The organism is Kaistella jeonii, assembly GCF_000812865.1.
In the GTDB taxonomy this organism is placed as follows: domain Bacteria; phylum Bacteroidota; class Bacteroidia; order Flavobacteriales; family Weeksellaceae; genus Kaistella; species Kaistella jeonii.
In genome coordinates, this window is the sequence record NZ_JSYL01000001.1 from 497144 (window position 1) to 521557 (window position 24414).

Below are 24414 nucleotides of genomic sequence, written 5' to 3' on the forward strand. Positions count from 1 at the left end.
AGCTAAAAAATTAATATAAAAACTAAAATTTCTGAACTCGCGCGAAAATTTAAATATTTCATGAGTATTGAGATTTTTGCGCGCTTCGCACAAAGAAATTTTTTGACGTTTTCCTATCAATTTTTCTTAACGCCTCCATTTCCTTGGCCATTAAAATATCCAAATTGCGACCCGACCTGAGTGGAGCTCTTTTTGTGAAACGGAGTGGAACAAAAAAGCGGGAACGGAGGGCGGATTAAGTCGCCCAAAAAAAGAAAATTTTAAAGCTTCACTTTATATTGATCAACATGTAGAATTTTATATACCATCTCTTTCAACAACTCGCTTTCCGTCATGTTTACAGCGCCTAACCCCTTGCTTTTGAGATCCATCTCGCGCAAAATGGAAATAATTCTGGTGCAATGCTTAAGGTTGTAAAGACGTGCAGCTTCAGCAAAATCCTTGATAAAATAGGGATTAATTCCCATCGAAGAGGCTTGATTTTGAGGCGATTCTCCTTTCATCGTATGGAAAATAACCAGATTTGAGAAGAAATTGTATAAATTCCCCATCATCATCGGAAATGAATTTTGTTTGGGCGATTTACCTAAAAAATGAGCAATTCTAAAAGAATTGGTCGAATCTTTCTTGCCTAAAGCTTTGATGAGTTCGAAAATATTAAAATCTTTGCTTATCCCAATATGCGTTTCGATGATTTTTTCGTCGATCAGTTCGCCTTCCTTTAAAATCATTTTGAGTTTCTGCAACTCATTGGAAATCCTGGATAAATCGGTTCCTAAATACTCTGAAAGTAGAACCGGAATATGTGGTTTGCTTTTCAAACTCAACTTGATCATTTCGCTCGTAATCCATTTTGCAACTTCGTAATCCTTCACTTTATCACTCAGGAAAAGCATTTTACTTTTAGTCAGGTTTTTCGCAAAACTTTTACGTGCATCCACTTTTTTATACTTGTGCGCAATGACCAAAAGTGTTGATTCGACAGGATTTTCGGAATAAACTTTCAGCGCTTCCGCTTCTTTCTCCGTCATTTTAATTTCCTGCGCTTCCCGCAAAATAATGACTTGTTTATCTCCCATCATTGGAAATTGTCGCGCTAACGAAAGAACGTCGGAATAATTGGTGTCTTTCCCGTAAACTACGGTTTGATTAAAGGCTTTTTCGTCTTCTTCTAAATAGTCATTTTCAAAAGATTTCAAAGCAACATCCATAAAGTAAGGTTCTTCACCATGAAAAAAATAAATAGGCAAAAGCTCTTTATTTTTAATATTTTTGAGGATTAAATCTAATTCTTTCATAAATGGAACTTCCGAAACTGAATTTTAATGAGGATTTTGACTTTCAAATCAAGAGAGACAAAGATAAGTTTTTTATTTATGATCTGGTGCGCAAATCCTGGTTCCTGTTAACGCCGGAAGAATGGGTACGACAACATTGGCTGCATTATTTTCACTTTATTAAAGGCCGAAATCTGTCTTCATTAATTTTAGAAAAAAAATTGATTTTAAATGATACAACAAAGAGAATTGACTTGCTCGTCACTGAAAAAACAGTAGCAAAAATTTTGGTAGAATGCAAAGCGCCGGAAATTAAACTCACCGAAAAAACATTTGAGCAAACTGCAAGATATAATTCTGTTTTAGACGCGGAAGAAATTATTTTAAGCAATGGTTTACAACATATTTCTGCAAAGTTTATCGACGGAAAGTATGAGTTTTATAGGAGTGAATTTTGAAAGATTGATTTTTTTTCAGGTCTTTATTGACGACCTTTGTTGTATTACTAATAAATATCTAAATGATTAAAAATATTATTTTCGATTTCGGCGGCGTGGTGATGGATTGGAATCCACGTTATTTTTTCAAGGATCATTTTAATGATGATGAAAAGATGGAACATTTTCTGAAAAATATTGCGACCGACGAATGGAATTCAGAGCAAGATCGTGGCAGAACAACAAAAGAAGGTACAGAAATACAAGTGAAAAAACATCCCGAATGGGAAAAGGAAATTCGGGCTTATTATGACAACTGGGCAACAATGCTAAAATCTGATATTCCCGAAAACGTGGCGGTTTTACGAAAACTGGAACATTCAAAATATGAATTGTTTGGTTTAACGAATTGGTCTTTAGAGTTATTTCCCTATGCGTTAGACCACTATGATTTCTTCAAAATATTTCAAGATAAAATTGTAGTTTCTGGCACAGAAAAATTGATTAAACCTGATCCGAAAATTTGGGAAGTTCTATTAAACCGTTATCAAATTAAAGCAGATGAATCCGTATTTATCGATGATAATTTCAAAAATATTGAGGTTGCTAAAACCTTAGGATTTATCTGCATTCATATTAAAGAAGATACAGATTTAGAAAAAGAACTGAAGGAATTAGGCGTGGAATTTTAATCCTCACCCTAAATCCCTCTCCAGTGAAGAGGGATTTGAAAATGTTTTTTTACTTTTTTCGATAACTAATTCCAAAGAAGTAAACTTATTCATGATATCTTTTAGTAGGTTTAAATCTTGCGACTTAAACCTCCTCCCTATTTACCAGATCCATTGAAAATGCAGGTAGACAAATTGCTAAATAATCGCATGGATCTTCAAAGGGATTGCTATATTTCACTCTAGCTCCTTTTTGAATTAGAATACTTTGTCCGGTTTCTAAAATGACCATTTCCCCGTCGATTTCAAATTGTTTTTTTCCTTTAATAATATAGGTGAATTCATCAAATTCAGGCGTTTGAAAAGGTTCGCTCCAGTTTGGTGGTGCAACCATGTGAGCAATCGAAATATTAGAATTATCGGTGGAATTTCCCCAGATCTCTTCAATAAGTTTTCCGTCAGTTGTCGGAACGATGAATGGTGATTTTTGAATTTTATATTTTGACATATTTTTTTAATTTTTAAAAGCTTTAATGAGTATTAAGAATGAGGAAAGTAAATAACTTACAACTTCGATCAGAACAAAATTAAATCTTTAAATTTAAAAATCAAAAATAAGAGCATGACTTTTTCAAAATGAAAATCTTGGTAATTTTATTATTAAAAATATCAATCGACATGATTTTATTTTTAGCCATCGATGTAAATGAGTTTGTATGTACTTTTACACTAATAAAAAATAAATAATATGATACGTAATGTATTTTTAGCAGCAATTTTTATGGCATCAGGAACAATATTCGGGCAAAAACTGAAAAGCGTTTCTTACCAGGACGGCGCTCAAAAATTAAGTGGTTTAGTCACTTCAAATGCAGGAAAGAAACTTCCGGGAGTTTTGATCTTACCTGCTTGGATGGGAATTGATAAAGAGGCAAAAATGGCCGCTGAAGAATTAGAAATAGCTGGATACATCGCCTTTATTGCCGATATTTATGGTGTAGGAAATAATCCAACTGATTATCCATCTGCCGGAAAAATCGCAGGTTCTTACAAACAAAACTTTGAAGCTTACCAAAAAAGAATTTCTTTGGCTCTGGAACAATTGAAAAAAAGTGGTGCAAATCCTGAAAAAATCGCAGTGATCGGTTACTGCTTTGGCGGAACCGGAGCTTTGGAAGTAGCGCGGGGAAAAATACCGGTTGTAGGTGTCGTTTCTATTCATGGAGGTTTAGGAAAAGATGCATCGAGAAAAAACGAAATGATCTCCACAAAAATGTTAGTTGAAAATGGCGCAGATGATGAAGGCGTGACTCAGGATAATTACAACGCTTTGGTCGCAGAAATGAAGGAAGGAAAAGCGGATTGGCAAATTATCACTTACGCGAATTCAAAACATACTTTTACCAATCCAGAATCACCTGATTATAATGCAGTGATGGCAAAAAGAGCCTGGAATCATACGATGACGTTTTTGAAGGAGATTTTAAAATAATTTAAAATGCTGCAACAAGCTCAGCATGACAGTGAATTTAAGTAAAATATTTTCTTGCAAATTTTAAAGATTACGCAGATTTAATTAGTATACTTTTTGAATTTGCTTAATCTGAAAAATCAACGCTAGAAAGTTCTCAAAAAAAATCCTTTTCAGTTTTGAAAAGGATTTTTGTATGATGTGTTAATTTGGTTAGAATTGCATTTCGGGGATTTCTCCGTCGATAATTAAGTCGGCTTCTGTGGATTTTATAATATCTTCAACTGAAACTCCGGGTGCTCTTTCCAAAAGTTTGAACCCATTTGGTGTTACTTCTAAAACAGCCATTTCTGTCACCACTTTTTTCACACAACCAACTCCTGTTAAAGGAAGCGTACAATTTTTCAATATTTTGCTTTCTCCGGCTTTGTTTACATGCATCATTGCCACGATAATATTTTCTGCAGAAGCCACGAGATCCATCGCTCCACCCATTCCTTTCACCATTTTTCCCGGAATTTTCCAGTTGGCAATATCTCCTTTTTCCGAAACTTCCATCGCACCGAGAATGGTGAGATCCACTTTTTTACTTCTGATCATTCCAAAACTGAAAGCAGAATCAAAAAACGAAGCCCCCGGAAGCGTTGTAATGGTTTGTTTTCCCGCGTTTATTAGATCCGGGTCTTCTTCTCCTTCAAAAGGAAAAGGTCCCATTCCGAGAACGCCATTTTCACTCTGGAATTCTACAGAAAGATCGTGAGAAACGAAATTCGCCACCAAAGTCGGAATTCCGATACCGAGGTTTACGTAGTAACGGTCTTTAACTTCTTTTGAAATTCTTTGGGCGATTTGTTCTTTTGTGAGCATGGGTTTATCTTATGCTGCAATTTATAGAAATTCCTTTTAATATAAAAATAGTATCGAGTCAATCTATGAGATTTCGTGAGCAATCGGAATTATATCTGTAATTTTGCGCCCAATTATTTTTACAGAATGAAAACATTATTACGATATTTAAAACCACATAAATGGCTGCTGATCTTATCTTTAGCATTAGCAACAATTAATCAGGTTTTCTCCTTGTTCGGTCCTGCGATCACGGGAAATATTCTGGATCAGTTGGTAACACATCCTAATTTTTTTGATACTAAAAAACTTTTGCCCAGAACTTTAGATGAATTTTTAAAGGGAACCGATCTTTATCACGGGGTTTTTTATTTTTTAGGATTATTGATAGGAACTGCCATGGTGAGCCGAATTGCGAAAGCTTTTCAGGATTATGTCGTAAGTGTCATCACGCAAAAATTTGGTGCTAATATTTTTACGGATGGTCTGCAACATTCAATGGCATTGCCTTATCAGCAGTTTGAAGATCAAAGAAGTGGCGAAACACTCTCGATCTTAACGAAGGTTCGTGAGGATTCAGTAAAATTTATCACTAATTTCATCAACATCTTTTTCGGGATTCTGGTAAGTATTATTTTCGTTTCCATTTATGCGATCCGTTTGCACTGGTCGATCATGCCGGTTTATGTGGTTGGAATATTCTTTATCGCGTTCATTACCAATATGTTGAGCAAGAGAATTAAAGGTATTCAAAAAAATATTGTTGCAGAAACAACGGCTTTAGCGGGAAGCACGACAGAAAGTTTAAGAAATATTGAGATCGTAAAAAGTTTGGGTTTAACCAATCAGGAAGTTAAACGGCTGAACAGCAATACCTATAAGATTTTAGGACTGGAATTGCGAAAAGTAAAGAGCATTCGGTCTTTGAGTTTTATTCAGGGAACGCTGGTTAATTTTCTGCAACAGGTGATCACGTTTACTTTATTGTTTTTAATTTTCAAAAATATCGTTACTCCAGGACAGTATTTATCCTTGGTTTTTTATGGATTCTTCATTTTCGGACCGATGCAGGAAATCGGGAATATCATTATTTCTTATCGGGAAGCTGAAGCGTCGCTTTTCAATTTCGATAATTTAATGAAGAAGCCGAGTGAAGAGAAACCGCACACGCCGAAACAAATTGGTGCGATAGAAAAATTACAGTTTGAAAAAGTTTCATTCCAACATCAATCTGCGTCTTATAAAGCTTTGAATAACATTTCTTTTGAAGTGAAAAATGGAGAAACCATCGCATTTGTTGGTCCAAGTGGATCCGGAAAAAGTACTTTGGTGAAATTATTAGTTGGATTGTACCGCCCGAAAGAAGGTTCTATTTTTTACAATAATATCAACGGAAATGAATTTGATTTTGATGAACTGAGAAATCAGATCGGTTTTGTAACACAGGACACACAACTTTTTGCTGGAACCATTAAAGAAAATCTTCTCTTCGTAAATCCAAATGCGACCAAGGAAGATCTGCGACTGGCTTTGAAAAAATCAAGTTGTACTGCATTAATTGAACGAGCGGAGAAAGGAATTGATACCGTAATTGGTGAAGCTGGCTTAAAGTTAAGCGGTGGAGAAAAGCAAAGAATCGCGATTGCAAGAGCACTATTGAGAAAGCCACACTTGCTTATTTTTGATGAAGCAACGTCGGCTCTAGACAGTATTACGGAGGAAGAGATCACTTCTACCATCCGGGAAATTTCCAGAGAAAAAGAACAAATTACGGTTCTGATTGCTCATCGATTAAGCACGATCATGCATGCGGACAGAATTTATGTTTTGGAAAGAGGTCAGGTTATCGAAACCGGTTCTCACGAAAATTTATTGACAGAAAAAGGGTTGTACTATGCAATGTGGAGACAACAAATTGGGGAAAGGAAAATGGTTGGAACGACGGTTTAAGTAATACGTTTTTACTCGCAATTTCGTGTAAATATCGGTGTTTCGATTTTCGAACCGATTAGTGAGATTACGTATATTTGAGAGCTAACCTTTATTGAAATTGTTGGAACGAAAACTGTAATTATGATGAAAGAAAAGTTTAAAAGTGTGCATTTTTGGCTGGTAGTAGGAAGTTTTATGCTCTATATTTCTTCAATGTTTTTTACGCCTTTTTATGTTGCTAATCCAAAGGCAGATATTTATTCCAATTCCTTTTATATGTTGCTTGCAGGATGGATGGCCATTTTGGGCGGAGGATTAATCCCAACAATCATCTGGCTCGCAAATCCACTCTATTTTTTTGGTGGTTTTTTGATACTCAATAAAGAGAAATTTGCAATTATACCGGTAACCTTATCTCTAATTCTTGCAATCTATTTCGCAAGTCTCAATTCTATTATGGACGGTGAAAGTGGCGCAACGACAAACATTACAGCACTTGGTTCTGGATATTATCTTTGGCTTTTGAGCATTATAGCTCTATTTATCGCTGCAATTATGACTTTCTTCAAGAAAACCCCATCATCTAATTTTTCATAAAATATTGAAAACGGAGCAGTTAAATTATATTACAATTAGAAATTATTAAGAATGATCGTTATCGTAGGAGCAGGTTTATCTGGACTTTTGACCGCCTATCTTTTGAAAAAAGAAGGCATCCCATTTAAAATTTTAGAAGCCAGAAACAGAGTTGGCGGAAGAATAAATACCATCTACAGGAAAGAGGAAGCGCCAATAGAAATGGGTGCGACGTGGTTTACTGCTCAACATCCGAATTTAATAGCGCTTTTGGAAGAATTAGGAATCGGACGATTTGAGCAATACATGGACTCGAAAGTTTTTTATGAACCGAACTCTAATTTTCCTGCACAAATTGTAGAAATTCCGAAGAATGAGCCGAATTACCGAATTGCTGGTGGAACTTCAAATCTGATTAACACTTTGGTGCGGAAATTAAATCCAGAAGATGTAATTCTTAATCAAGCGGTAAAAGAAATCGAATTCAATACAAATTCAGTTTTTGTAAAAGCAGAAAATATTTTTGAAGGCAAAGCTGTTGTTCTCGCTCTACCGCCGAAATTGTGGGCGAATGGAATTATTTTTGAGCCTGAAATTGCAGAACATTTAAAAGAAATTGCTTTACAAACGCACACTTGGATGGAAGATTCTATAAAAGTTGCACTTACGTTTGCAAAACCTTTTTGGAAGGAAGAAAATTTACCTCGAACGCTTTTTAGTAATGTTGGTCCAATAGTGGAGTTTTATGATCAGTGTGATGAGGAAAACTCCAGATATGCACTTTGTGGATTTATCAATTCTGCATTTAAGCAACTCTCATATTCAGAGCGAAAAGAACTCGTTATCGATCAGTTGAAAAATATTTTTGGAAGTCGGGTCGAAGAATTTTTACATTATGAAGAATGTGTTTGGAGTGAAGAAATTGATACTTTTGAAGATTCTGAACATTCCCTTTTTCCGCATCAAAATAATGGCAATCCAATTTTTAGGGATTTATATTTCGATAATCGATTAATTATTTCCGGTTCAGAAACTTCCTCAAAATTTCCTGGATATATGGAAGGAGCAGTGATATCTGCGATTGAAAGTGTGCAGAAAATCGTTGAATCACGACGATGAAAATTTCAATTTGATATAAAATAATCTCAATTTTCGAGACTTATTTTTTTATACTTTTTCAAAATTTATAAATCGTATTTCCCTTCATCTCTTCTTCGCAGCATTTTCTACTCAATTCTCTATTCAAATGTCCTCCCTCGAAAATCATTTAAATTATAATTCCTGAAATGCGAATCTACTTTAAACAAAGTTGCCTATTTGGACAACTTTATTTTGTATATTTGCAAGTGACATGAGTGAGCAAAAAATCAGAAATATCTTTATCTACAAAAATTATTTTTCTGACTTCCTCGAAAAACAAAGGCAGAAGGTTAGAGATAAAATTCTTTGGACAATAAAATTGATTGAAACAATTGATCAGATTCCTGCCGAATATTTTAAACATTTGGAAGGCACAAATGGACTTTACGAAATTAGAGTTCAAAATGGAAGCGATATATTTAGAATATTTTGCTTTTTTGATGAAGGTAAATTGGTGATTTTAATAAATGGATTCCAAAAGAAAACTCAGAAAACACCGAAGAAAGAAATTGAAAAAGCACTGAAAATAAAAGACCAGTATCACTTGGAATATAATAGTAAAACTTGAAATCACAATAAAATGAATAAAGCAAAAAATATGAAACTAACTTCTTTTGATGAACTTTTGGATAAACAATATGGTAAAAAAGGCACAAAAAAAAGAGATGATTTCGAAAATGGATTTGAAGAGTTTAAATTGGGAATGTTAATTCAGAAAGCGAGGCTTGAGAGAGGTCTTACTCAAGAACAACTTGCGGAGAAATGCGGAACCAATAAAAGTTATATTTCAAAAGTTGAAAATAATATTAAAGACGTGAGACTTTCAACACTACAAAAAATTGTAGAGAAAGGATTGGGTGGAAAACTTGAACTTGGAATTAGTCTTTAGAAATATTCGTTGGATTTTTCACTAAAAAAACATTTCCCTTTCGAGAAATGTTTTTTTTATCATTAAATTAAAATGGAAGTTCTAATCTCTTTTTCTAACGGTTCTCTGCTCAATTCTCTTCTCAAATTTTTCTCCCTGGAAAATTCTTTGCACCATAATTCCGGGAATGTGGATTTCGTTCGGATCGAGTTGCCCCGGTTCTACCAATTCTTCCACTTCAGCGATGGTTATTTTTCCACTTCCTGCCATTGGAGCATTGAAGTTTCTGGCGGTTCCTTTGAAAATCAAATTTCCGGCGTGATCACCTTTCCAAGCTTTTACGATGGAATAATCTGCTTTGAAAGCGTGTTCTAAAATATGCATTTTACCATCGAAATCTTTGGTTTCTTTTCCTTCTGCGACTTCAGTTCCGTAACCTGCAGGAGTATAAAAAGCAGGGATCCCACATTGTGCCGCGCGGCATTTCTCGGCTAAAGTCCCTTGTGGCGTTAATTCTACTTCTAATTCACCGGAAAGCATTTGACGTTCGAATTCGGCGTTTTCTCCAACGTAAGAAGCGATCATTTTTTTGATTTGCTTCTTTTTCAAAAGTAATCCTAATCCGAAATCATCAACTCCTGCATTATTTGAGATACAGGTTAAATCGGTAACATTACTTTCTACTAATGCATGAATCGTATTCTCTGGAATTCCGCAGAGTCCGAATCCGCCGACGATTAAGGTCATTCCGTCGCTGATTCCTGCGATGGCTTCTTCTACATTTTTTACTCTTTTATCGATCATTTTTCTTTATTAAATTGGTGGCATTAATTTACGATTTTTTTTGGAATTTTGATTTTTTGTAAAACGTTCTGATTTAGTTTTAACCACAAAGTCACAAAGATGTTTTAACACATTAGTCACATGAGTTTTTAGAAAAATAATTATGTAAAAAGTCCACAGAAGTTCTATCCTCCATAATCTTTTTAAAATTTTTATTTTTATTTTTGCGCAGTCTTGCGTGAGGGATAGAAGCGGTATCCTTTTTTTTCAGAGGGAAAAGGAAGGGCAAAAAAAGATTTAGCGTACAGCCCGACCTGAATGAGGGAATGTTGCGCGAGCGAAGCGAGCGCTGAATGACCGAGTGAAGGACACGCCCAAAAAAAGATTGAGGTTAAGGTTAAGGTTAAGGTTAAGAAATATGTGATTTATTTTTTTAAAGTGTTGGGTGATAATATTTTTTGTAGTATTTTTGCAACCTGTTAATCAACCTCTGACGATGGCCGTGAAAGTTGCTTAGCTCGACAAAACAAATTTTTATTATAAAAATGGATTTAGTAAAGTACGTACAAGACAAGTACATCACAAAAAAAGAATTCCCAGAATTCAAAGCCGGTGACACCATCACTGTGTATTACGAAATTAAAGAGGGCGCGAAAACAAGAACTCAGTTCTTTAAAGGAACTGTTCTTCAATTAAGAGGAACTGGTGCTACCAAAACATTTACAATCAGAAAAATGAGCGGCGATGTTGGTGTACAAAGAGTTTTTCCTTTGAACATGCCTGCTTTGCAAAAAATTGAAATCGACAGAAGAGGTAAAGTTAGAAGAGCTAGAATCTACTACTTTAAACAACTTAGAGGTAAAAAAGCGAGAATTAAAGACGCTGCTTACAAAAAGTAATTCTGATTCCAAGAATAAAAGAAACCCATCAATTCATTTTGATGGGTTTTTTAGTTGTAAAGCAGTGATACATTCGGTGGAAAATTATGACTTAAATTTTGTTGGTAATGTTTAAGCTATTGATTAAGTTTATTTTTCAGCCATTTCGCTGCTACTGATCCAATTACTCCACCGATAAATGAGACCAAAATATTGATCCCAAATAAAAGAGTATTTACAGTTCCGGTTTTCATGATTGACATAGGATCGAAACCTAGCCTACCAAACATTTTAATAAAGAATATACTGCCAAAAACACCAGCAATGGTATTTCCTATAATGCCTAAGGAATATTTTTTGAAAATATAACCTATTAAGTTAGCACCAATGATACCAATTAAAATACTTAGGAGCGAGATCAAAGTATCTGTCATAGCTACTCAATTTTAATGACCATAATCCATTTTATCAATTTTCCCACTCATCAATCTTTTTTGAACGATAAAATAAGTAAAAAGAAGGATGAACCCAATAATTCCCCAAATTAAAGCCACCGACAAACCATATTCTCCTGCTGCAGTATTATAAATTGTTAAAGATTCGTTAACATTATTGATGGAAGGAAGAATTACGGGGAATAAAGATGCAAGTGAGGATGTTATTCCGCCCAATATTACTAAAGTTGAAAAAACGAATCCATAAATATCTTTTTTTAATTTTTTTATAAAAAATAGACCAATCAATCCTGTAAAATAAATCAAAGGAAATACTATTAAATAGGGTTTGTCGAAAAAATTATCCAAAGAATTGGGCTTTACTATTTGCCAAACCAATAAGGAAAAAAAGGTGAGAACAGTAAGTACAATGTTCAATTTAAAAATGACGCCTTTGAGCTTACTGTTGATAGAAGAATTGGTTTTTAAAATAATCCAGTTCGCACCGTGAATTGCTAAAGTAACTACTGAAATTAAACCAATAATAATAGTAAACCAATCTATAATACCGGGCGTTTTGCTTAAGGGACTAAAGCTACTATCCCATAATGGTAAGAAAAAATAGTGTCCTTCATAAACAGAAACTCCATTGGTAACACCACCTAAATTTACTCCTCTTACAATATTTCCTAAAGCAATACCGAAAAATAATGCCAGTAATAAACTAGAAACTCCGAAGGAGGTATCCCATAAATCTTTCCACATTTGATAATTAAATTGGCTTCTAAATTCTAAGCCAATTGCTCTAAAAACGATTAACCATAAAACTATTATTAAAGGCAAATAGAAACCACTAAAAACAGAGGCATAAAAAGAGGGAAAAGCCATAAAAAGCATTCCGCCGCCTGCAACCAGCCAAACCTCATTTGAATCCCAAAATAAACCCGCAGATTTTGCAATTACTTCTTTATCGTTTTCTTCTTTCGCAAAAAACAAATGAATTATACCTGTTCCAAAATCATAACCATCTAAAATAAAAAATATGGTTAAAACAACTGCAATAATTATATACCAAAATATTTCCATCATTTAATTTGTTTGAGGTCTTGGACCATGGTGAATAGTTTTACCAACTAAGACTAAAAATAATAAACCCAGTAACATATACAAAGCAACAAAACCAAGCAAAGTGAATAAGGTATTACCGGAGGAAACAGTGGGAGAAATACCCTCACTTGTTCTTAATAAACCATAAACCAAATAAGGCTGTCTTCCTAATTCTGCGGTATACCAACCGGTAATGTTTGCGATATATGGAAATGGAAGTAGGAACATAATTATCCAAAGTAATGGTTTTGAGTTGTACAATTTTTTTCGCCATAAAAATAAAAGTGCCATTGCCATAATAGCAATAAATAAGGTGCCCAAACCAACCATGATATGATAAGAGTAGTAAAGTGCTGGAATATTATCTGGTAATTGATCTTGTTTAAATTGATCCATTCCTGGTATTTGTTTATCCCATTCCTGATAGGTTAAAAAACTCAATATATTGGGAACGGCAATCTTATTGTCTAATTTTTTTTCAACCATATTGGGTTGACCAATGAGTACGATCTCTGCTCCTTTTTCTTCTGTTTTAAAAATCCCTTCCATTGCAGCAAAAGATGCAGGTTGGTATTTTGCCACATTTTTCGCATTCCAATCTCCTGTTGGAAATGCTAATAAAACGCTCGAAATTAATCCAAAAACGACTCCTGTTTTTAAAAATAATTTCCCGTATTCAACTTGTTTCTTTCTTAAAATATAAAAAGCTCCGATACTTGCAACCACAAAAGAGGAGGTTACCACAGAAGCGAATTGATTATGTAAAAAAGCAGGCAGAAGCCATGGATTTATAAACAGGGCAGAAAAATTTTTCAAAGCATATTTTCCATTTTCTAAAATTTCGAAACCTACTGGATTTTGCATCCAGGCGTTGGTGGCCAAAATAAACCATCCACTTGCCCAAGAACCAAGGAAAACGAGAAAACCTGTGAGAAAATGTAGTTTCTGTCCCATGAGTTTTTCCCCAAAAATAAATAGGGCTAAAAAGGAGGATTCTAAAAAGAAGGAAAACATTCCTTCCATTGCTAATGTTTGACCAATAATACCACCCGTTAATTCAGAAAATTTTGCCCAGTTGGTGCCGAATTGAAACTCCATAGGAATTCCTGTGACGACTCCCATTGTAAAATTTATGGCAAAAATTTTCATAAAAAATTTAGCAGCATCGTTGTATTGATCAACTTTTGTTCTTAAAAATTTCCACTTAAAATAGACGATCATTAAAGATAATCCCATTGTTAGCTGTGGGAATATGTAGTGAAAAGTGATGGTAAATGCAAATTGCAACCTATCGTAAAAAATCATGTCTTCCATAAAAGGATGGTTAGATTCTAAAAAGAGCATCTTTTTGATGCTCTTTCAAATTATAAATTATTCTATTTTTTCAGAATTTCGTCTAAAATTAAATCTTTGTCTAATTTTTTTGTACAGAAAAACCAATCTTCACATTCCAAATCGTCAGTCCAGGTCATTCTCTCTTCAGCAACACCACAAGATCCTGCTGGAGAAATGATCACATCGTCTCCCGGATTCCAATCTGCAGGAGTTGCAACATTAAATTTATCTGCAGTTTGCATTGCAATTAATGCTCTGTAAAGCTCATCAAAATTGCGTCCGAGGCTTAAAGGATAATAGATTAAAGCTCGCACTATTCCTTGTGGATCAACAAAAAAAACCGCTCTAACCGCTTGAGTCTTACTTTCACCGGGTTGAATCATTCCATATTTTTTTGCAACACTCATAGAAATATCTTCTATTAAAGGAAATTTAACTTCAACATTTTCCATTCCGTTGAATTTAATTTTATCTTTAATCGTTCGTAACCACGCAATATGACTGTATAAACCATCAATTGATAAACCTACCAAATTACAGTTTGCTTTTCTAAATTTTTCTTCTAAATGAGCAAAAGTTATAAACTCTGAAGTACATACCGGAGTAAAATCTGCGGGATGACTAAATAAAATCGCCCATTCTCCCTTATAGTCTGATGGAAAATTAATTTCACCCTGAGTGGTTACCGCTGTAAATTCTGGCGCTTTATCTCCAATTCTAGGCATTGTAAAAACTTCCTGTTCTTGTTGTAACATTTCCATAATTTTTAAATTTAAAATTTTAATTATCTTCAAATTTAGTAAACAATTTTTTTTAATAATGTAACATAAGTCACTTTACCAAAATTAAATTTATAAAATTATATCATTTTATTTAAAATATTTTAAATGATGGATCTTATCTTAAAAGAAATTTCTACGAGTTCAAAACCTTAGAGTAAAAAGCGAGAATAAAGAAGCTGGTTACAAAAAATAATTCTGATTACAAGAATAAAAGAAACCCAATAGTTCATTTTGATGGATTTTTTAATGCTGTAAAGCGACGATGCACTCTTCTCGGATTTGCCACAATTCTGCCGGTGAATAGTTAATTTTGGGATTTTGTTGAAGGTAATTTCTGAGGAATTTTTTGTGATAATCTACTTTAAAATCGGTGATTTGATCCGGTTGAATTTCTATTTCTTCTACCAGATCGTGTATAAAATCTTCAGGTTTGGAATTTCTGGTGGTGAAGTCATGAATTTCGTTTTCTAATTTTAAGTAATTGTGCGCTTCGGGCATTTCTTTTAAACGATAATTTTGAAGAACTGCGGCGATTTTTGGAGTATTTTGTGAATTCATCTTAAAAATTCCAAGCATTAATTTCACGTCGCGTATATTATTTTCATCAGCTAATCTTTTGAGCAAAGCGTGTTTCGTGCTGCAGGTACCACCATCTTCCTCCAAGATGCAGAAAATATTTTCCTTATTAATATTTCTTTTATAAGGTAGATTTTTAACGAATTCACAGGCTTCGTCAAAATCAGAAATCCCCATTTCGATGAGGTAGCTCGATATTTTGCCCGTATTTTGTAAAATTGTATTCAAATTTATTTTTTAGATCGCATTATTGAAACGTGATTTGGGATTTGAAAATATATAAAACGAGTCTTCAAATGGAAAGAAAGTCTAAGAATATTTTTCAATAATTATTTTTCAATAATAAATCGGGAAGAATATTGCTCTCCTAAATTGCTGACTCTAGCCGTGTATACCCCATTCTGAAGCATTTGTACACTAAATGAATTTTTAGGCGAAATTTTCTGTGTAGAAATCAATTTTCCAGAGTTATCGAAAATTTCTACAGTAGAATTTTCTGCGATAGCTTTTGATGATCTCAGGAAGATCTCATTTTTTGCCGGGTTAGGATAGATGGAAATTGCGTTATCTAAAAGAATTTCGCTATTCCCTAAGATCAGATTGGAGTAGAAAATTTTGTTTCCATATTTATTGGTGACAATTAAATTTTTACCCGAAAAAATCTGTTCATATTGAAAAGTGAACTGATCTGAGGTTTGAAATCCGAAATAAAAGGTCGTTGCCATCGAATCAAACTGTCGAATAGCTTGTTCGTTTTCTCCATAATATTCGGCTAAAGTAACCGCAACATTCTGAAGTGTAAAATAAGCTGCATTGTTAGCACCAAAAGTAAGTTTCCCACCCGCAGTATTGAAAAAAATAGAATTGAATCCATTATTGTTATCGAAATCGAAAGCCACTTTGCCTGATTGTGTGAATGGAACTGGCGGATAATAATCAACGCCGCTCCACTGGATTTTCGTGATCGTCCAGTCTGCATTTTTGAGTAAAATACTGTAGGGTTGTGCCGAAGCGAAAAAGCAGAAGAATCCTAAAATTAAAATGTAGATTTTTTTCATGATGGTGTTTTTAGTTTAGCATAAAGATATAAATGTTTTACTAAAAATATCAACTTAAAAAAATACCATAAAAAAACCGCCTTGCAAATACAAGGCGGTTTGAAAATATTAATTAAAATTATTTTTTAATCATTAGTTTAGAAGAATACTCTACTCCTAATCCTGTAACTTTCACTACATAAACTCCATTTGGAAGAGCTTGTGTGTTTACTGCTTCTGTAGCTGCGATTTTTTGACTGGAAACTAATTTTCCACTAGCATCGAAAACTTCTACACTAACTTTTCCTAATATACTTTTGTTTGATTTTAAGAAAAATTCGTTTTTAGCAGGGTTTGGATAGATACTGAAAGCTTTTGTAGCATTAACATCATTTGTTGCTAAAACACATTCTACAGGAACATCATAACTATAAGTTTGATCGTTGATATCTGTTTTAGAACCCGCAGATGCATCTACACCTAAACCTCTGGCTGCAAAAACATTCCAAATCATACATTTATCTGCACCTCCAGTAGTGGTATTTGCAGCTTCAGCAGCTAAAATTGCATCTCTCCCATCTATAAATGTAGGGTTACAAACCTGTAGTTTCAAACCATTCACTACATTTTGTAAAACTCTTGTACTTCCGTTTGTTGTGTTTGCACTTACATCTGAGGAATAACCGTATTTTTCAGCATATTTCCAATGTAAATCCCATAACATTGTTGCCCAAACGAATCCAATTGAGTGAACATCTGGTACTAAAACAGTTCCTCCTTGAGGTAGATATTCCATTCCGTTGGTATCACCATAACCGTAACCGTTGATTGCCAAGTCTGGAGAATATTTTGCAGGTCTGATTCCACCACCAGTAATCGCTTCAGAAGTGGCGTAAGTACCAATTCCTCTTGCAACAGCAGCTGTAGCTCCCGGTTGATTAGTCAACATCAATGCAAAGAAATCTGACCAACCTTCACCCATTTGTTCTTTATCAGCTGATGAGTTAAGACAAGATGAACCGTTACCTGTATTTCTATTAGAAATTCCGTGGCCATATTCGTGAATTACTACTCCATTATCAAAACTTCCATCTCTTGTTGCTTGTCCAGCAGGATCGTACTTTAAAGTAATATTTACGTTTTGGGTTGCTAAAAGTCCTTTCATATAAATACCTTCAGAACTATCAATCAACACAGACGGAATTGTTATGTTTGCATTTACTCCTGCCATTCCAGCTGTTGGTGCAGAATCGGGCATATTGTAAATGATAACTCCTTTTGCTCCTGCATCTTGTGCTGCCTGTACTTTTGCCTGAAACTCGCAAGTTCCTCTTGCAATTAATCCAATTTTTCCTGCAAGTGAACCTGCCGGTAATGGAGCACAACCGTCGATAACAGCTGCTATTTTAACATCTGCAGTGATACCTGTTGCATCTAAAGTAGGACCAAAAGTTGTAGATATATAGTTAGCTACAACTCTACCAACTGCTTCTGTTGGCGCATTATAAAAAACTCTTTCTATAACTGTTGCATCCCAAAGATACATTTGCATTCTTGGTCTAGAACCATCTCCTGGCGTAGAGAAATTAGCATTATTTGTTCCACCACCATCTTGCGACTCTGCCTGAACATAATCATTTTGTGAACCACCTTTGCCAAAATTCCATCCCTGGAAATTTCTGGCTGTTTCTGTAAAGCCTAAACGATAAAAAATATCGTGAACTTTATTATTAATGTAAAACAAGTTGGTTGTTGCTGAATTTAGATTTCCTGCAGTATCGTTTACAATAAAAGGAAAATCGAATGATCTAGCCGCGCCACCATCAGCGTAAGCTCCAGGTGCATTTGCATTAGCTTTGTCGTCATAAGCCATTACATTATTTCCTCTTGTTGTATTGTAATTACCAATGAAACTTCCTCCTGGAATTGAATGCCATCCTTCTGGAGAAGCGTCTGTAAACCAAGGATTATTAACCAAAGTTCTTGCACCATGACTTGGACTTTCGAGAGGCAAAGCGAAAACTCGGTAACTTGCAGCTAAAGGTGCCAAAGCGCCAACTTCTTTATTTGAATTTGACGAGAAATCACTTGCAAAACCTTCTGGTGTATGCGCCGAATAATCATGGCTGTAAGCATCATGTTTAAAGTTGCAAGAAAGGGTAAGATTTTGTTTGCTCAAAATTTGTCCTGTAGTCGCATCAGCAAGAATATCCCAATAGTTTGAAGTACCTTTTTCTTCGAAAATGAATTCATGACATAATTTCAGGTCATTACTTTCAGTTTGAAAATAAATCAAACGGGTTTTAACAAATGCAGCTCCTTCTTTGTCAGCATCATTAATCCCAATAAGTTCGTAATTACTGCTGTTTTTCAAGTTTAAAGTCTGCGCTACATCACCAAAAATTGATTTTGTTGCTTTCGCTGAACTCGGCTGTGAGGCAGTTACATAATTTTTAGTAAAAGTGTCATTGATGTAAGTAACTTTTGCGTCTTTGATCAACGCAGTACCTAAAGCATTGTAAACTGGTATTCCATTAAAGGACTGTTGTATTTTTACAACTTCGCCGTTCATTGATTTGGAAAAATCTTGATTAACGATTTCAAAATGATTTAGATTAGGTTTCAAGAACGTATTCTTTGCTGAGATGTGATTCTGGATTATTGATTTAAAATCCTGCGCATTCACACTACCGAAAGAAAACATAAAACAAACCGCTGCAATCTTCAAGGGTAAATTTCTATTTTTCATATATATTAATTATCTGGCACCGAATTTATAAAAAATTTTGATATGTTTTGAATATTTAACACAAAAAAACGCCTCATGTTATTGAGGCGTCTTTTTTGTAATTGAAAATCAGGCTTAATTCCCTTCCATTTTCTTTTTCAATTCTGCTAATACATCTAAATCACCAAGTGTTGATTTTTCTTCGTTGTTTGAAGATGATGCTGGTTTTACAGATGAAGTGTTAGATGAGTTATCTCTTACATTTTTCTTTTCTTCGTCTCTGAAGATTCCTGTATGAGAAACTACTACTCTTTTGAATTCTTTGTTGAATTCGATTACTTTGAATTGAGCGTCTTCTCCTTTTTTAATTTTGGATCCGTCTTCTTTTTCTAATAATCTTGAAGGACAGAAAGCTTCAACTTCTGCATCTTCAAACTGTACCTGCGCACCTTTGTCGAATACTTCTGTAGCTTTTCCTGCATGTACAGAACCTTCAGCGTATTTAGTTTCAAATTTATCCCAAGGATTCTCTAACAATTGTTTGTGACCTAATGATAATCTTCTTGCAGCTGTATCTAATTCCAGAACAACAACTTTCAATTTATCACCTACTGCACAGAATTCTGATGGATGTTTGATTTTCTTAGTCCAAGAAAGATCTGAGATGTAAATTAATCCATCAATACCTTCTTCCAGTTCAACGAATACACCGAAATTAGTAAAGTTTCTTACTGTTCCTGTGTGCTCAGAACCTACTGGATATTTAGCTTCGATATTTGACCAAGGATCTTGGTTTAATTGTTTCATTCCTAAAGAAACTTTTCTGTCTTCTCTGTCTAAAGTTAAGATTTCAGCTTCTACTTCATCACCAACTTTAACGAAATCACCTGCACTTCTTAAGTGAGTTGACCAAGACATTTCAGAAACGTGAATTAATCCTTCTACACCTGGAGCAACCTCAACGAATGCACCGTAATCTGCAAGAACTACTACTTTTCCTTTCACTCTGTCACCAACTTTAAGATCAGCAGAAAGTGCATCCCAAGGATGTGCTTCCAATTGCTTCATACCTAATTGGATTCTTGTTTTCTCGTCATCAAAATCAAGGATTACCACTTTTACAGTTTGTCCGTCTTCCAAGATTTCTGATGGATGATTAACACGGCTCCAAGAAAGGTCTGTAATATGGATCAATCCATCAACACCACCTAAATCTACGAATACCCCGTAAGAAGTAATATTTTTAACAGTTCCTTCCAGAACCTGTCCTTTTTCTAATTGACCAATGATTTCTTTTTTCTGACCTTCAAGATCTGCTTCGATCAATCCTTTGTGAGAAACGACAACGTTTTTAAATTCCGGGTTGATTTTTACAACTTTGAATTCCATTGTTTTTCCTACAAACTGATCGTAATCTTTAATAGGCTTAACATCAATCTGAGATCCTGGTAAGAAAGCTTCGATACCGTGAATATCTACGATCATACCTCCTTTCGTTCTTGATTTCACAAAACCGTTTACGATTTCGCCAGTATCATGAAGTTCGTTTACTCGATCCCAAGCTTTAAGCGTTCTTGCTTTTTTGTGAGATAATTGTAATTGACCAGATTTGTCTTCTCTTCTGTCAACCATTACTTCCACCTCATCGCCTACAGCAAGTCCTTGGTTATAACGGAATTCGTTTAGAGAAATAACCCCTTCAGATTTGAAGTTGATATCAACAATAGCTTCTTTATCCGTAAGTCTTACAACTCTACCAATAAGTACGTCATTGTCTTGAAGATTGTTAAGAGATCCATTATAGATTTCTTCCAAATCGCTTTTCTCTTGTCTTGCTTCAGCATCTAAACCTGATTCAAATGAATCCCAGTCAAATTGTTCTGGAGCTACGTTTTGGTTCAAAAGAACCACTGCTTTGTCTGTCGTTTCTGACATAAAATAAATAATTTGTATTCTAAATTTTTCAATATTGGCTCAATGTGGTATAATGAAAAATAGAGAAGATGTTAATTGTTAATGTTTTAACTGCGCCAAATGCTTCCACAAAAAGTGGTGCAAAGATAAGTGTTTTTTATGAAAGACTTTATATAAATTTCCGATTATTTGAAGCTGATTCCGGCTCTCCGCTCTATCTTTTTTGTCATTGCGAACGAAAACACGCAACCTATCGAAAAAGGCCGCAATCGCAATAACAAAAAAGGATGCCGCTCCGATCCGGGCTAGAAAATCTCGCCCCGAAATCTAAATCCGCATACAATTCAACCTCGAAATTCTTACCTTTGCAAAATGGAATTACAGTCACTCTATCAAAATTTGCAGATTCAGGATATGAATCAAATGCAGAAATCCGCATATAAAGCCTCCGAAAACGAAAAAGATCTTCTCCTATTATCTCCTACAGGTTCAGGAAAAACACTTGCTTTCCTTTTTCCGGTCTTAAGAAATTTAAAAAAAGAACTTTCAGGAATTCAAGCCATGATTTTGGTTCCTTCCCGTGAATTAGGTTTACAAATAGAACAGGTTTTCAAATCAATGGGAACCGATTTCAAAGTAAGTGTTTGCTATGGCGGTCACGATAAAAAAATTGAAGTCAATAATCTAATTGAAGCTCCGGCTTTATTAATAGGAACTCCCGGAAGGATTGCTTACCATTTAAAAAATGATAATTTCGACGCAACGACGATTAAAACTTTAGTTTTAGACGAATTTGATAAATCATTAGAATTTGGTTTTCACGACGATATGAGTTTAATTATCAGTGAAATGCCGCTTCTTTCTCAAAGAATTCTGACTTCTGCAACCGCAATGGACCAAATTCCAGATTTCACAGGCTTAAACAATGAAGAAAAAGTTGATTTCTTGAAAGTGTTAGAAATAAAACCAGATTTTCAATTGCGTAAAGTAATTACGACTTCTGAAGAAAAACTGGAAACACTTTTTCAACTTTTATGTAAAATAGGAAACAAAAGAACTTTGATTTTCTGTAATCACCGTGATGCAGTAGATCGCATTTCAGAATTACTAAAAGAAAAAGGAATTTCAAGAGAAACCTTTCACGGCGGAATGGAACAGGACGAAAGAGAGCGCGCTTTATTAAAATTTAAAAATGATTCTTCCCGAATTTTAATTACCACTGATCTCGCTTCCCGTGGTTTAGATATTCCGGAAGTAGAATCAATTGTTCATTATCAGTTGCCGCCAAAAGAAGACGCGTTTATCCACAGAAATGGACGAACAGCGAGAATGAATGCGAAAGGTTTTGTTTATTTAATAATGACAGAAGATGAAAATTTCCCTTTCATCAAAAAAAATACGCCTGAAGAAAAACTGACTCAGGATTATAAAATGCCTGCAAGAACTCCGTATCTAACTATATATATAAGTGCCGGAAAAAAAGACAAGGTTAATAAAGTTGACATCGTAGGTTTCCTCATCAAAAAAGGAGAATTAGAAAAAGACGATATTGGTCTCATTGAAGTGAAAGACACTACTTCTTATGTTGCAGTCAATCGACAAAAAGTAGTTGCACTTCTTAAAAAACTAGAGAATCAGAGATTGAAGAACAAAAAACTGAAAATCGAAATTGCTTATTAAAAGCCTCAAAACAAAATCTTCTACCTTATGTATTTTATGTAAATTTGAAGCTATGACCTTTTTAAAATGAAACTAAATCTACCAGACAAACTTTACTATTCCATCGGTGAAGTCGCAAAAGCATTTGATGTGAACGCTTCGCTTATCCGGTATTGGGAGAAAGAATTCCCCATCATTAAGCCTAAAAAAAATAAAAAAGGGAATCGCTATTTTACGCCGGAAGACATAAAAAATCTAAAAATCATTTACCATCTCGTTAAAGAGAAAGGCTATACTTTAGATGGTGCCCGAATTGCAGTGACGACTAATTCTAAAATCTCCGAAACAGTGAGTATGATTGACCGACTGGAATTTGTAAAAGCAGAATTACAAAAATTAAAAGATTCTCTGGTGGAAAAACCCGAATAAAATGGGTTAATTCACTATGTCAAAAGGGTAATTTTACCCTCGATTTTTTTCTTGAATGAGCTTATGTTTGCATAAATATAACGCCATGAGTTTCCACATACAATTCTCCGCCGCCAAAAATTACTTTTTAGGATTCGCCACTTCCGGGACGATCCTCTTTTCAAGTTTACTTTATTTTAACAGCAAAAATCAACCTTCCTCCTCTCCCACTTTTAAGACTGAAGAGTATATAGCTTCAGAAAAATTTCCTTTAAAAGAATTTAATCCAAATAAATTAACAGAAGAAGGCTGGGTAAAACTAGGATTTACAGAAAGGAAAGTTGCGACCATTTTGAAATACAAAGAAGTAGTCGGTGGAAATTTTACATCAAAAGCACAACTCAAAAAATGTTATGCGATCTCCCCAGAGAAATTTAATGAACTGGAAGCTTATATTTTGTTGCCCGAAACTGGTTCATCTTCTTATAAAAGCTATTCTTCAGGTGGATATAAAAGTTCTGGCAACTATTCCAACAATTACAAGACTTTTAAGAAAAAAGACCTCATCATTCCAGGGAAATTTAATCCTGATAACTTTAGTGTAAATGATTTTGTAAAAATGGGTTTTACCGAAAACCAGGCCACTTCCATTTTGAAATATAAAAATTATTTAGGCGGAAGTTTTTTAAGCAAAGAAAAGTTCAAAGCTTGTTTTATGATCAGTGAGGAAAATTATCGCAAAATGGCACCTTATATCTTACTGCCGGAAAATACGCCAGAAAACTATTCGCCCTCTTCAAAATTTAAAAGCACAACTACTGAAAAAGCAAAAACCGCCTATCAAAGTTTTGATCCAAATACGACTGATTTTGAAGGTTGGAAAAAATTAGGTTTCTCAGAAAAACAAGCACAAGTAATTTTAAATTACCGGGACAGAAATTTGAAAGGCAGTTTCAAAAACATGGAGGAGATAGCAAGTTGTTTCGTTATTTCTCCAGAAAAAATGGAAGAAATCAAACCTTATATGATTTTAAATCCTGAAAATTTTAAAACTATCTCTTCAAAGAAACAAGAAGGAAATTACACTTCCGAATCCAAAGCATCTTCTGTAGAAGCAAAAACAGATTTTTCAAAAATTGATTTGAATCAAATTACATTTAAACAAATGGTCGAATTTGGTTTTGATGAAAAGAGCGCCGCAATGATGCTGAGTTTCCGTAAGAAATTAGGAGGTTTTGCAAACACGCAGCAAATTATCGACACGTATGAAATTGATAAAAATTTAGCTCAAAAATTGATCGCTATTGCAAGACTGGATCAATCGAAAATCGTGAAATATACTTTATCAGACGCCCCAGAAGAATGGCTGAAAAATCATCCTTATTTTAAATATTCTGCAGATAAAATCATCTACATTCGAAGTACATCACCGAACAATAAGAAAATCTTCAACTTTATTAAAGTAAAGCCTGAATATGAAGCGAGAATGAAATTATATTTGGCTCAAGATTAAATTTCTCCAAAAAGAAATCCCATCAAAACGAACCGATGGGAT

The 24414-nt window shown here is 34.5% G+C and carries 24 protein-coding genes; 12 read left to right on the forward strand and 12 right to left on the reverse strand.

Annotation, left to right across the window (positions count from 1 at the left end):
• Positions 1-260: 260 nt before the first annotated feature.
• On the reverse strand, positions 261-1298 hold the full coding sequence (holA, locus tag OA86_RS02170; protein ID WP_039348043.1) for a DNA polymerase III subunit delta: 1038 nt from the start codon (positions 1296-1298) through the stop codon (positions 261-263).
• Between the two features lie 2 nt (positions 1299-1300).
• Between holA and OA86_RS02175 the strand changes: the two genes are divergently transcribed.
• On the forward strand, positions 1301-1735 hold the full coding sequence (locus OA86_RS02175) for a type I restriction enzyme HsdR N-terminal domain-containing protein (RefSeq protein ID WP_039348045.1): 435 nt from the start codon (positions 1301-1303) through the stop codon (positions 1733-1735).
• Positions 1736-1797: 62 nt separating this feature from the next.
• Positions 1798-2406: an HAD family hydrolase gene (locus OA86_RS02180; RefSeq protein WP_039348048.1), complete on the forward strand. Its 609-nt coding sequence runs from the start codon at positions 1798-1800 to the stop codon at positions 2404-2406.
• 124 nt (positions 2407-2530) lie between these two features.
• Here the strand turns inward: OA86_RS02180 and OA86_RS02185 are convergent, their stop codons facing one another.
• Positions 2531-2893 carry a cupin domain-containing protein gene (locus OA86_RS02185; protein ID WP_039348051.1) on the reverse strand — a complete coding sequence of 121 codons (363 nt, stop codon included), beginning with the start codon at positions 2891-2893 and terminating at the stop codon, positions 2531-2533.
• 240 nt (positions 2894-3133) lie between these two features.
• Between OA86_RS02185 and OA86_RS02190 the strand changes: the two genes are divergently transcribed.
• Positions 3134-3877: a dienelactone hydrolase family protein gene (locus OA86_RS02190; protein ID WP_052257342.1), complete on the forward strand. Its 744-nt coding sequence runs from the start codon at positions 3134-3136 to the stop codon at positions 3875-3877.
• A 192-nt stretch (positions 3878-4069) separates the two neighbouring features.
• Here the strand turns inward: OA86_RS02190 and OA86_RS02195 are convergent, their stop codons facing one another.
• Complete coding sequence (locus tag OA86_RS02195; protein WP_039348054.1) at positions 4070-4723, reverse strand: CoA transferase subunit B; 654 nt, start codon at positions 4721-4723, stop codon at positions 4070-4072.
• A 126-nt stretch (positions 4724-4849) separates the two neighbouring features.
• Between OA86_RS02195 and OA86_RS02200 the strand changes: the two genes are divergently transcribed.
• The 5 genes from OA86_RS02200 to OA86_RS02220 all read left to right on the forward strand — a co-directional run bounded on the left by OA86_RS02200 (position 4850) and on the right by OA86_RS02220 (position 9239).
• Positions 4850-6652, forward strand: coding sequence for an ABC transporter ATP-binding protein (locus OA86_RS02200; protein WP_039348058.1), 1803 nt, complete (start codon positions 4850-4852; stop codon positions 6650-6652).
• Positions 6653-6775: 123 nt separating this feature from the next.
• On the forward strand, positions 6776-7231 hold the full coding sequence (locus OA86_RS15170; RefSeq protein ID WP_052257343.1) for a hypothetical protein: 456 nt from the start codon (positions 6776-6778) through the stop codon (positions 7229-7231).
• A 51-nt stretch (positions 7232-7282) separates the two neighbouring features.
• Positions 7283-8329 carry a flavin monoamine oxidase family protein gene (locus OA86_RS02210; protein ID WP_039348061.1) on the forward strand — a complete coding sequence of 349 codons (1047 nt, stop codon included), beginning with the start codon at positions 7283-7285 and terminating at the stop codon, positions 8327-8329.
• Positions 8330-8561: 232 nt separating this feature from the next.
• Positions 8562-8918, forward strand: coding sequence for a type II toxin-antitoxin system RelE/ParE family toxin (locus OA86_RS02215; RefSeq protein ID WP_039348065.1), 357 nt, complete (start codon positions 8562-8564; stop codon positions 8916-8918).
• A 12-nt stretch (positions 8919-8930) separates the two neighbouring features.
• A complete protein-coding gene (locus OA86_RS02220; RefSeq protein WP_052257344.1) occupies positions 8931-9239 on the forward strand; it encodes a helix-turn-helix domain-containing protein in 309 nt (102 codons plus the stop codon).
• A gap of 81 nt (positions 9240-9320) precedes the next feature.
• On the opposite strand, the gene OA86_RS02225 is transcribed toward OA86_RS02220, so the two are convergent.
• On the reverse strand, positions 9321-10022 hold the full coding sequence (locus tag OA86_RS02225; RefSeq protein WP_039348068.1) for a CoA transferase subunit A: 702 nt from the start codon (positions 10020-10022) through the stop codon (positions 9321-9323).
• Between the two features lie 524 nt (positions 10023-10546).
• Between OA86_RS02225 and rplS the strand changes: the two genes are divergently transcribed.
• The gene (gene rplS, locus OA86_RS02230; protein ID WP_039348071.1) at positions 10547-10900 is read left to right on the forward strand and encodes a 50S ribosomal protein L19; all 354 of its coding nucleotides are present in this window, start codon (positions 10547-10549) and stop codon (positions 10898-10900) included.
• A gap of 116 nt (positions 10901-11016) precedes the next feature.
• Here rplS and OA86_RS02235 read toward each other — a convergent pair whose 3' ends face one another.
• From OA86_RS02235 to rpsA, 8 genes are all read right to left on the reverse strand, one after another.
• Positions 11017-11313 (reverse strand): hypothetical protein, encoded by a 297-nt coding sequence (locus tag OA86_RS02235; RefSeq protein ID WP_039348074.1) that lies wholly within the window; start codon positions 11311-11313, stop codon positions 11017-11019.
• Between the two features lie 12 nt (positions 11314-11325).
• Complete coding sequence (cydB, locus tag OA86_RS02240; protein ID WP_039348407.1) at positions 11326-12399, reverse strand: cytochrome d ubiquinol oxidase subunit II; 1074 nt, start codon at positions 12397-12399, stop codon at positions 11326-11328.
• A 3-nt stretch (positions 12400-12402) separates the two neighbouring features.
• The gene (locus OA86_RS02245; protein WP_039348409.1) at positions 12403-13734 is read right to left on the reverse strand and encodes a cytochrome ubiquinol oxidase subunit I; all 1332 of its coding nucleotides are present in this window, start codon (positions 13732-13734) and stop codon (positions 12403-12405) included.
• A 62-nt stretch (positions 13735-13796) separates the two neighbouring features.
• The gene (locus OA86_RS02250) at positions 13797-14510 is read right to left on the reverse strand and encodes a peroxiredoxin (RefSeq protein ID WP_246008059.1); all 714 of its coding nucleotides are present in this window, start codon (positions 14508-14510) and stop codon (positions 13797-13799) included.
• A 270-nt stretch (positions 14511-14780) separates the two neighbouring features.
• Positions 14781-15341, reverse strand: coding sequence for a hypothetical protein (locus OA86_RS02255; protein WP_039348080.1), 561 nt, complete (start codon positions 15339-15341; stop codon positions 14781-14783).
• Positions 15342-15442: 101 nt separating this feature from the next.
• Complete coding sequence (locus tag OA86_RS02260; RefSeq protein WP_039348083.1) at positions 15443-16171, reverse strand: T9SS type A sorting domain-containing protein; 729 nt, start codon at positions 16169-16171, stop codon at positions 15443-15445.
• Positions 16172-16289: 118 nt separating this feature from the next.
• A complete protein-coding gene (locus OA86_RS02265; RefSeq protein ID WP_052257346.1) occupies positions 16290-18899 on the reverse strand; it encodes a T9SS-dependent M36 family metallopeptidase in 2610 nt (869 codons plus the stop codon).
• Positions 18900-19013: 114 nt separating this feature from the next.
• Positions 19014-20813: a 30S ribosomal protein S1 gene (rpsA, locus tag OA86_RS02270; RefSeq protein ID WP_039348088.1), complete on the reverse strand. Its 1800-nt coding sequence runs from the start codon at positions 20811-20813 to the stop codon at positions 19014-19016.
• Between the two features lie 351 nt (positions 20814-21164).
• Here rpsA and OA86_RS02280 point away from each other — a divergent pair, with 351 nt between their 5' ends.
• The 3 genes from OA86_RS02280 (at position 21165) to OA86_RS02290 (ending at position 24372) form a co-directional block, all read left to right on the forward strand.
• Positions 21165-22472: a DEAD/DEAH box helicase gene (locus OA86_RS02280; protein ID WP_039348093.1), complete on the forward strand. Its 1308-nt coding sequence runs from the start codon at positions 21165-21167 to the stop codon at positions 22470-22472.
• Positions 22473-22538: 66 nt separating this feature from the next.
• Positions 22539-22880: a MerR family transcriptional regulator gene (locus tag OA86_RS02285; RefSeq protein WP_039348095.1), complete on the forward strand. Its 342-nt coding sequence runs from the start codon at positions 22539-22541 to the stop codon at positions 22878-22880.
• Between the two features lie 85 nt (positions 22881-22965).
• Positions 22966-24372 (forward strand): helix-hairpin-helix domain-containing protein, encoded by a 1407-nt coding sequence (locus tag OA86_RS02290; RefSeq protein WP_039348098.1) that lies wholly within the window; start codon positions 22966-22968, stop codon positions 24370-24372.
• Positions 24373-24414 lie beyond the last annotated feature (42 nt).

Coding starts and splice junctions, on each gene's coding strand:
- OA86_RS02235 (WP_039348074.1), bottom strand. CDS start 11,313: ATGACAGATACTTTGATCTCGCTCCTAAGTATTTTAATTGGTATCATT.
- OA86_RS02225 (WP_039348068.1), bottom strand. CDS start 10,022: ATGATCGATAAAAGAGTAAAAAATGTAGAAGAAGCCATCGCAGGAATC.
- rpsA (WP_039348088.1), bottom strand. CDS start 20,813: ATGTCAGAAACGACAGACAAAGCAGTGGTTCTTTTGAACCAAAACGTA.
- OA86_RS02195 (WP_039348054.1), bottom strand. CDS start 4,723: ATGCTCACAAAAGAACAAATCGCCCAAAGAATTTCAAAAGAAGTTAAA.
- OA86_RS02190 (WP_052257342.1), top strand. CDS start 3,134: ATGATACGTAATGTATTTTTAGCAGCAATTTTTATGGCATCAGGAACA.
- OA86_RS02175 (WP_039348045.1), top strand. CDS start 1,301: ATGGAACTTCCGAAACTGAATTTTAATGAGGATTTTGACTTTCAAATC.
- OA86_RS02185 (WP_039348051.1), bottom strand. CDS start 2,893: ATGTCAAAATATAAAATTCAAAAATCACCATTCATCGTTCCGACAACT.
- cydB (WP_039348407.1), bottom strand. CDS start 12,399: ATGGAAATATTTTGGTATATAATTATTGCAGTTGTTTTAACCATATTT.
- OA86_RS02200 (WP_039348058.1), top strand. CDS start 4,850: ATGAAAACATTATTACGATATTTAAAACCACATAAATGGCTGCTGATC.
- OA86_RS02215 (WP_039348065.1), top strand. CDS start 8,562: ATGAGTGAGCAAAAAATCAGAAATATCTTTATCTACAAAAATTATTTT.
- OA86_RS02280 (WP_039348093.1), top strand. CDS start 21,165: ATGGAATTACAGTCACTCTATCAAAATTTGCAGATTCAGGATATGAAT.
- OA86_RS02290 (WP_039348098.1), top strand. CDS start 22,966: ATGAGTTTCCACATACAATTCTCCGCCGCCAAAAATTACTTTTTAGGA.
- OA86_RS02250 (WP_246008059.1), bottom strand. CDS start 14,510: ATGTTACAACAAGAACAGGAAGTTTTTACAATGCCTAGAATTGGAGAT.
- OA86_RS15170 (WP_052257343.1), top strand. CDS start 6,776: ATGATGAAAGAAAAGTTTAAAAGTGTGCATTTTTGGCTGGTAGTAGGA.
- OA86_RS02260 (WP_039348083.1), bottom strand. CDS start 16,171: ATGAAAAAAATCTACATTTTAATTTTAGGATTCTTCTGCTTTTTCGCT.
- OA86_RS02180 (WP_039348048.1), top strand. CDS start 1,798: ATGATTAAAAATATTATTTTCGATTTCGGCGGCGTGGTGATGGATTGG.
- OA86_RS02285 (WP_039348095.1), top strand. CDS start 22,539: ATGAAACTAAATCTACCAGACAAACTTTACTATTCCATCGGTGAAGTC.
- holA (WP_039348043.1), bottom strand. CDS start 1,298: ATGAAAGAATTAGATTTAATCCTCAAAAATATTAAAAATAAAGAGCTT.
- rplS (WP_039348071.1), top strand. CDS start 10,547: ATGGATTTAGTAAAGTACGTACAAGACAAGTACATCACAAAAAAAGAA.
- OA86_RS02210 (WP_039348061.1), top strand. CDS start 7,283: ATGATCGTTATCGTAGGAGCAGGTTTATCTGGACTTTTGACCGCCTAT.
- OA86_RS02220 (WP_052257344.1), top strand. CDS start 8,931: ATGAATAAAGCAAAAAATATGAAACTAACTTCTTTTGATGAACTTTTG.
- OA86_RS02245 (WP_039348409.1), bottom strand. CDS start 13,734: ATGGAAGACATGATTTTTTACGATAGGTTGCAATTTGCATTTACCATC.
- OA86_RS02265 (WP_052257346.1), bottom strand. CDS start 18,899: ATGAAAAATAGAAATTTACCCTTGAAGATTGCAGCGGTTTGTTTTATG.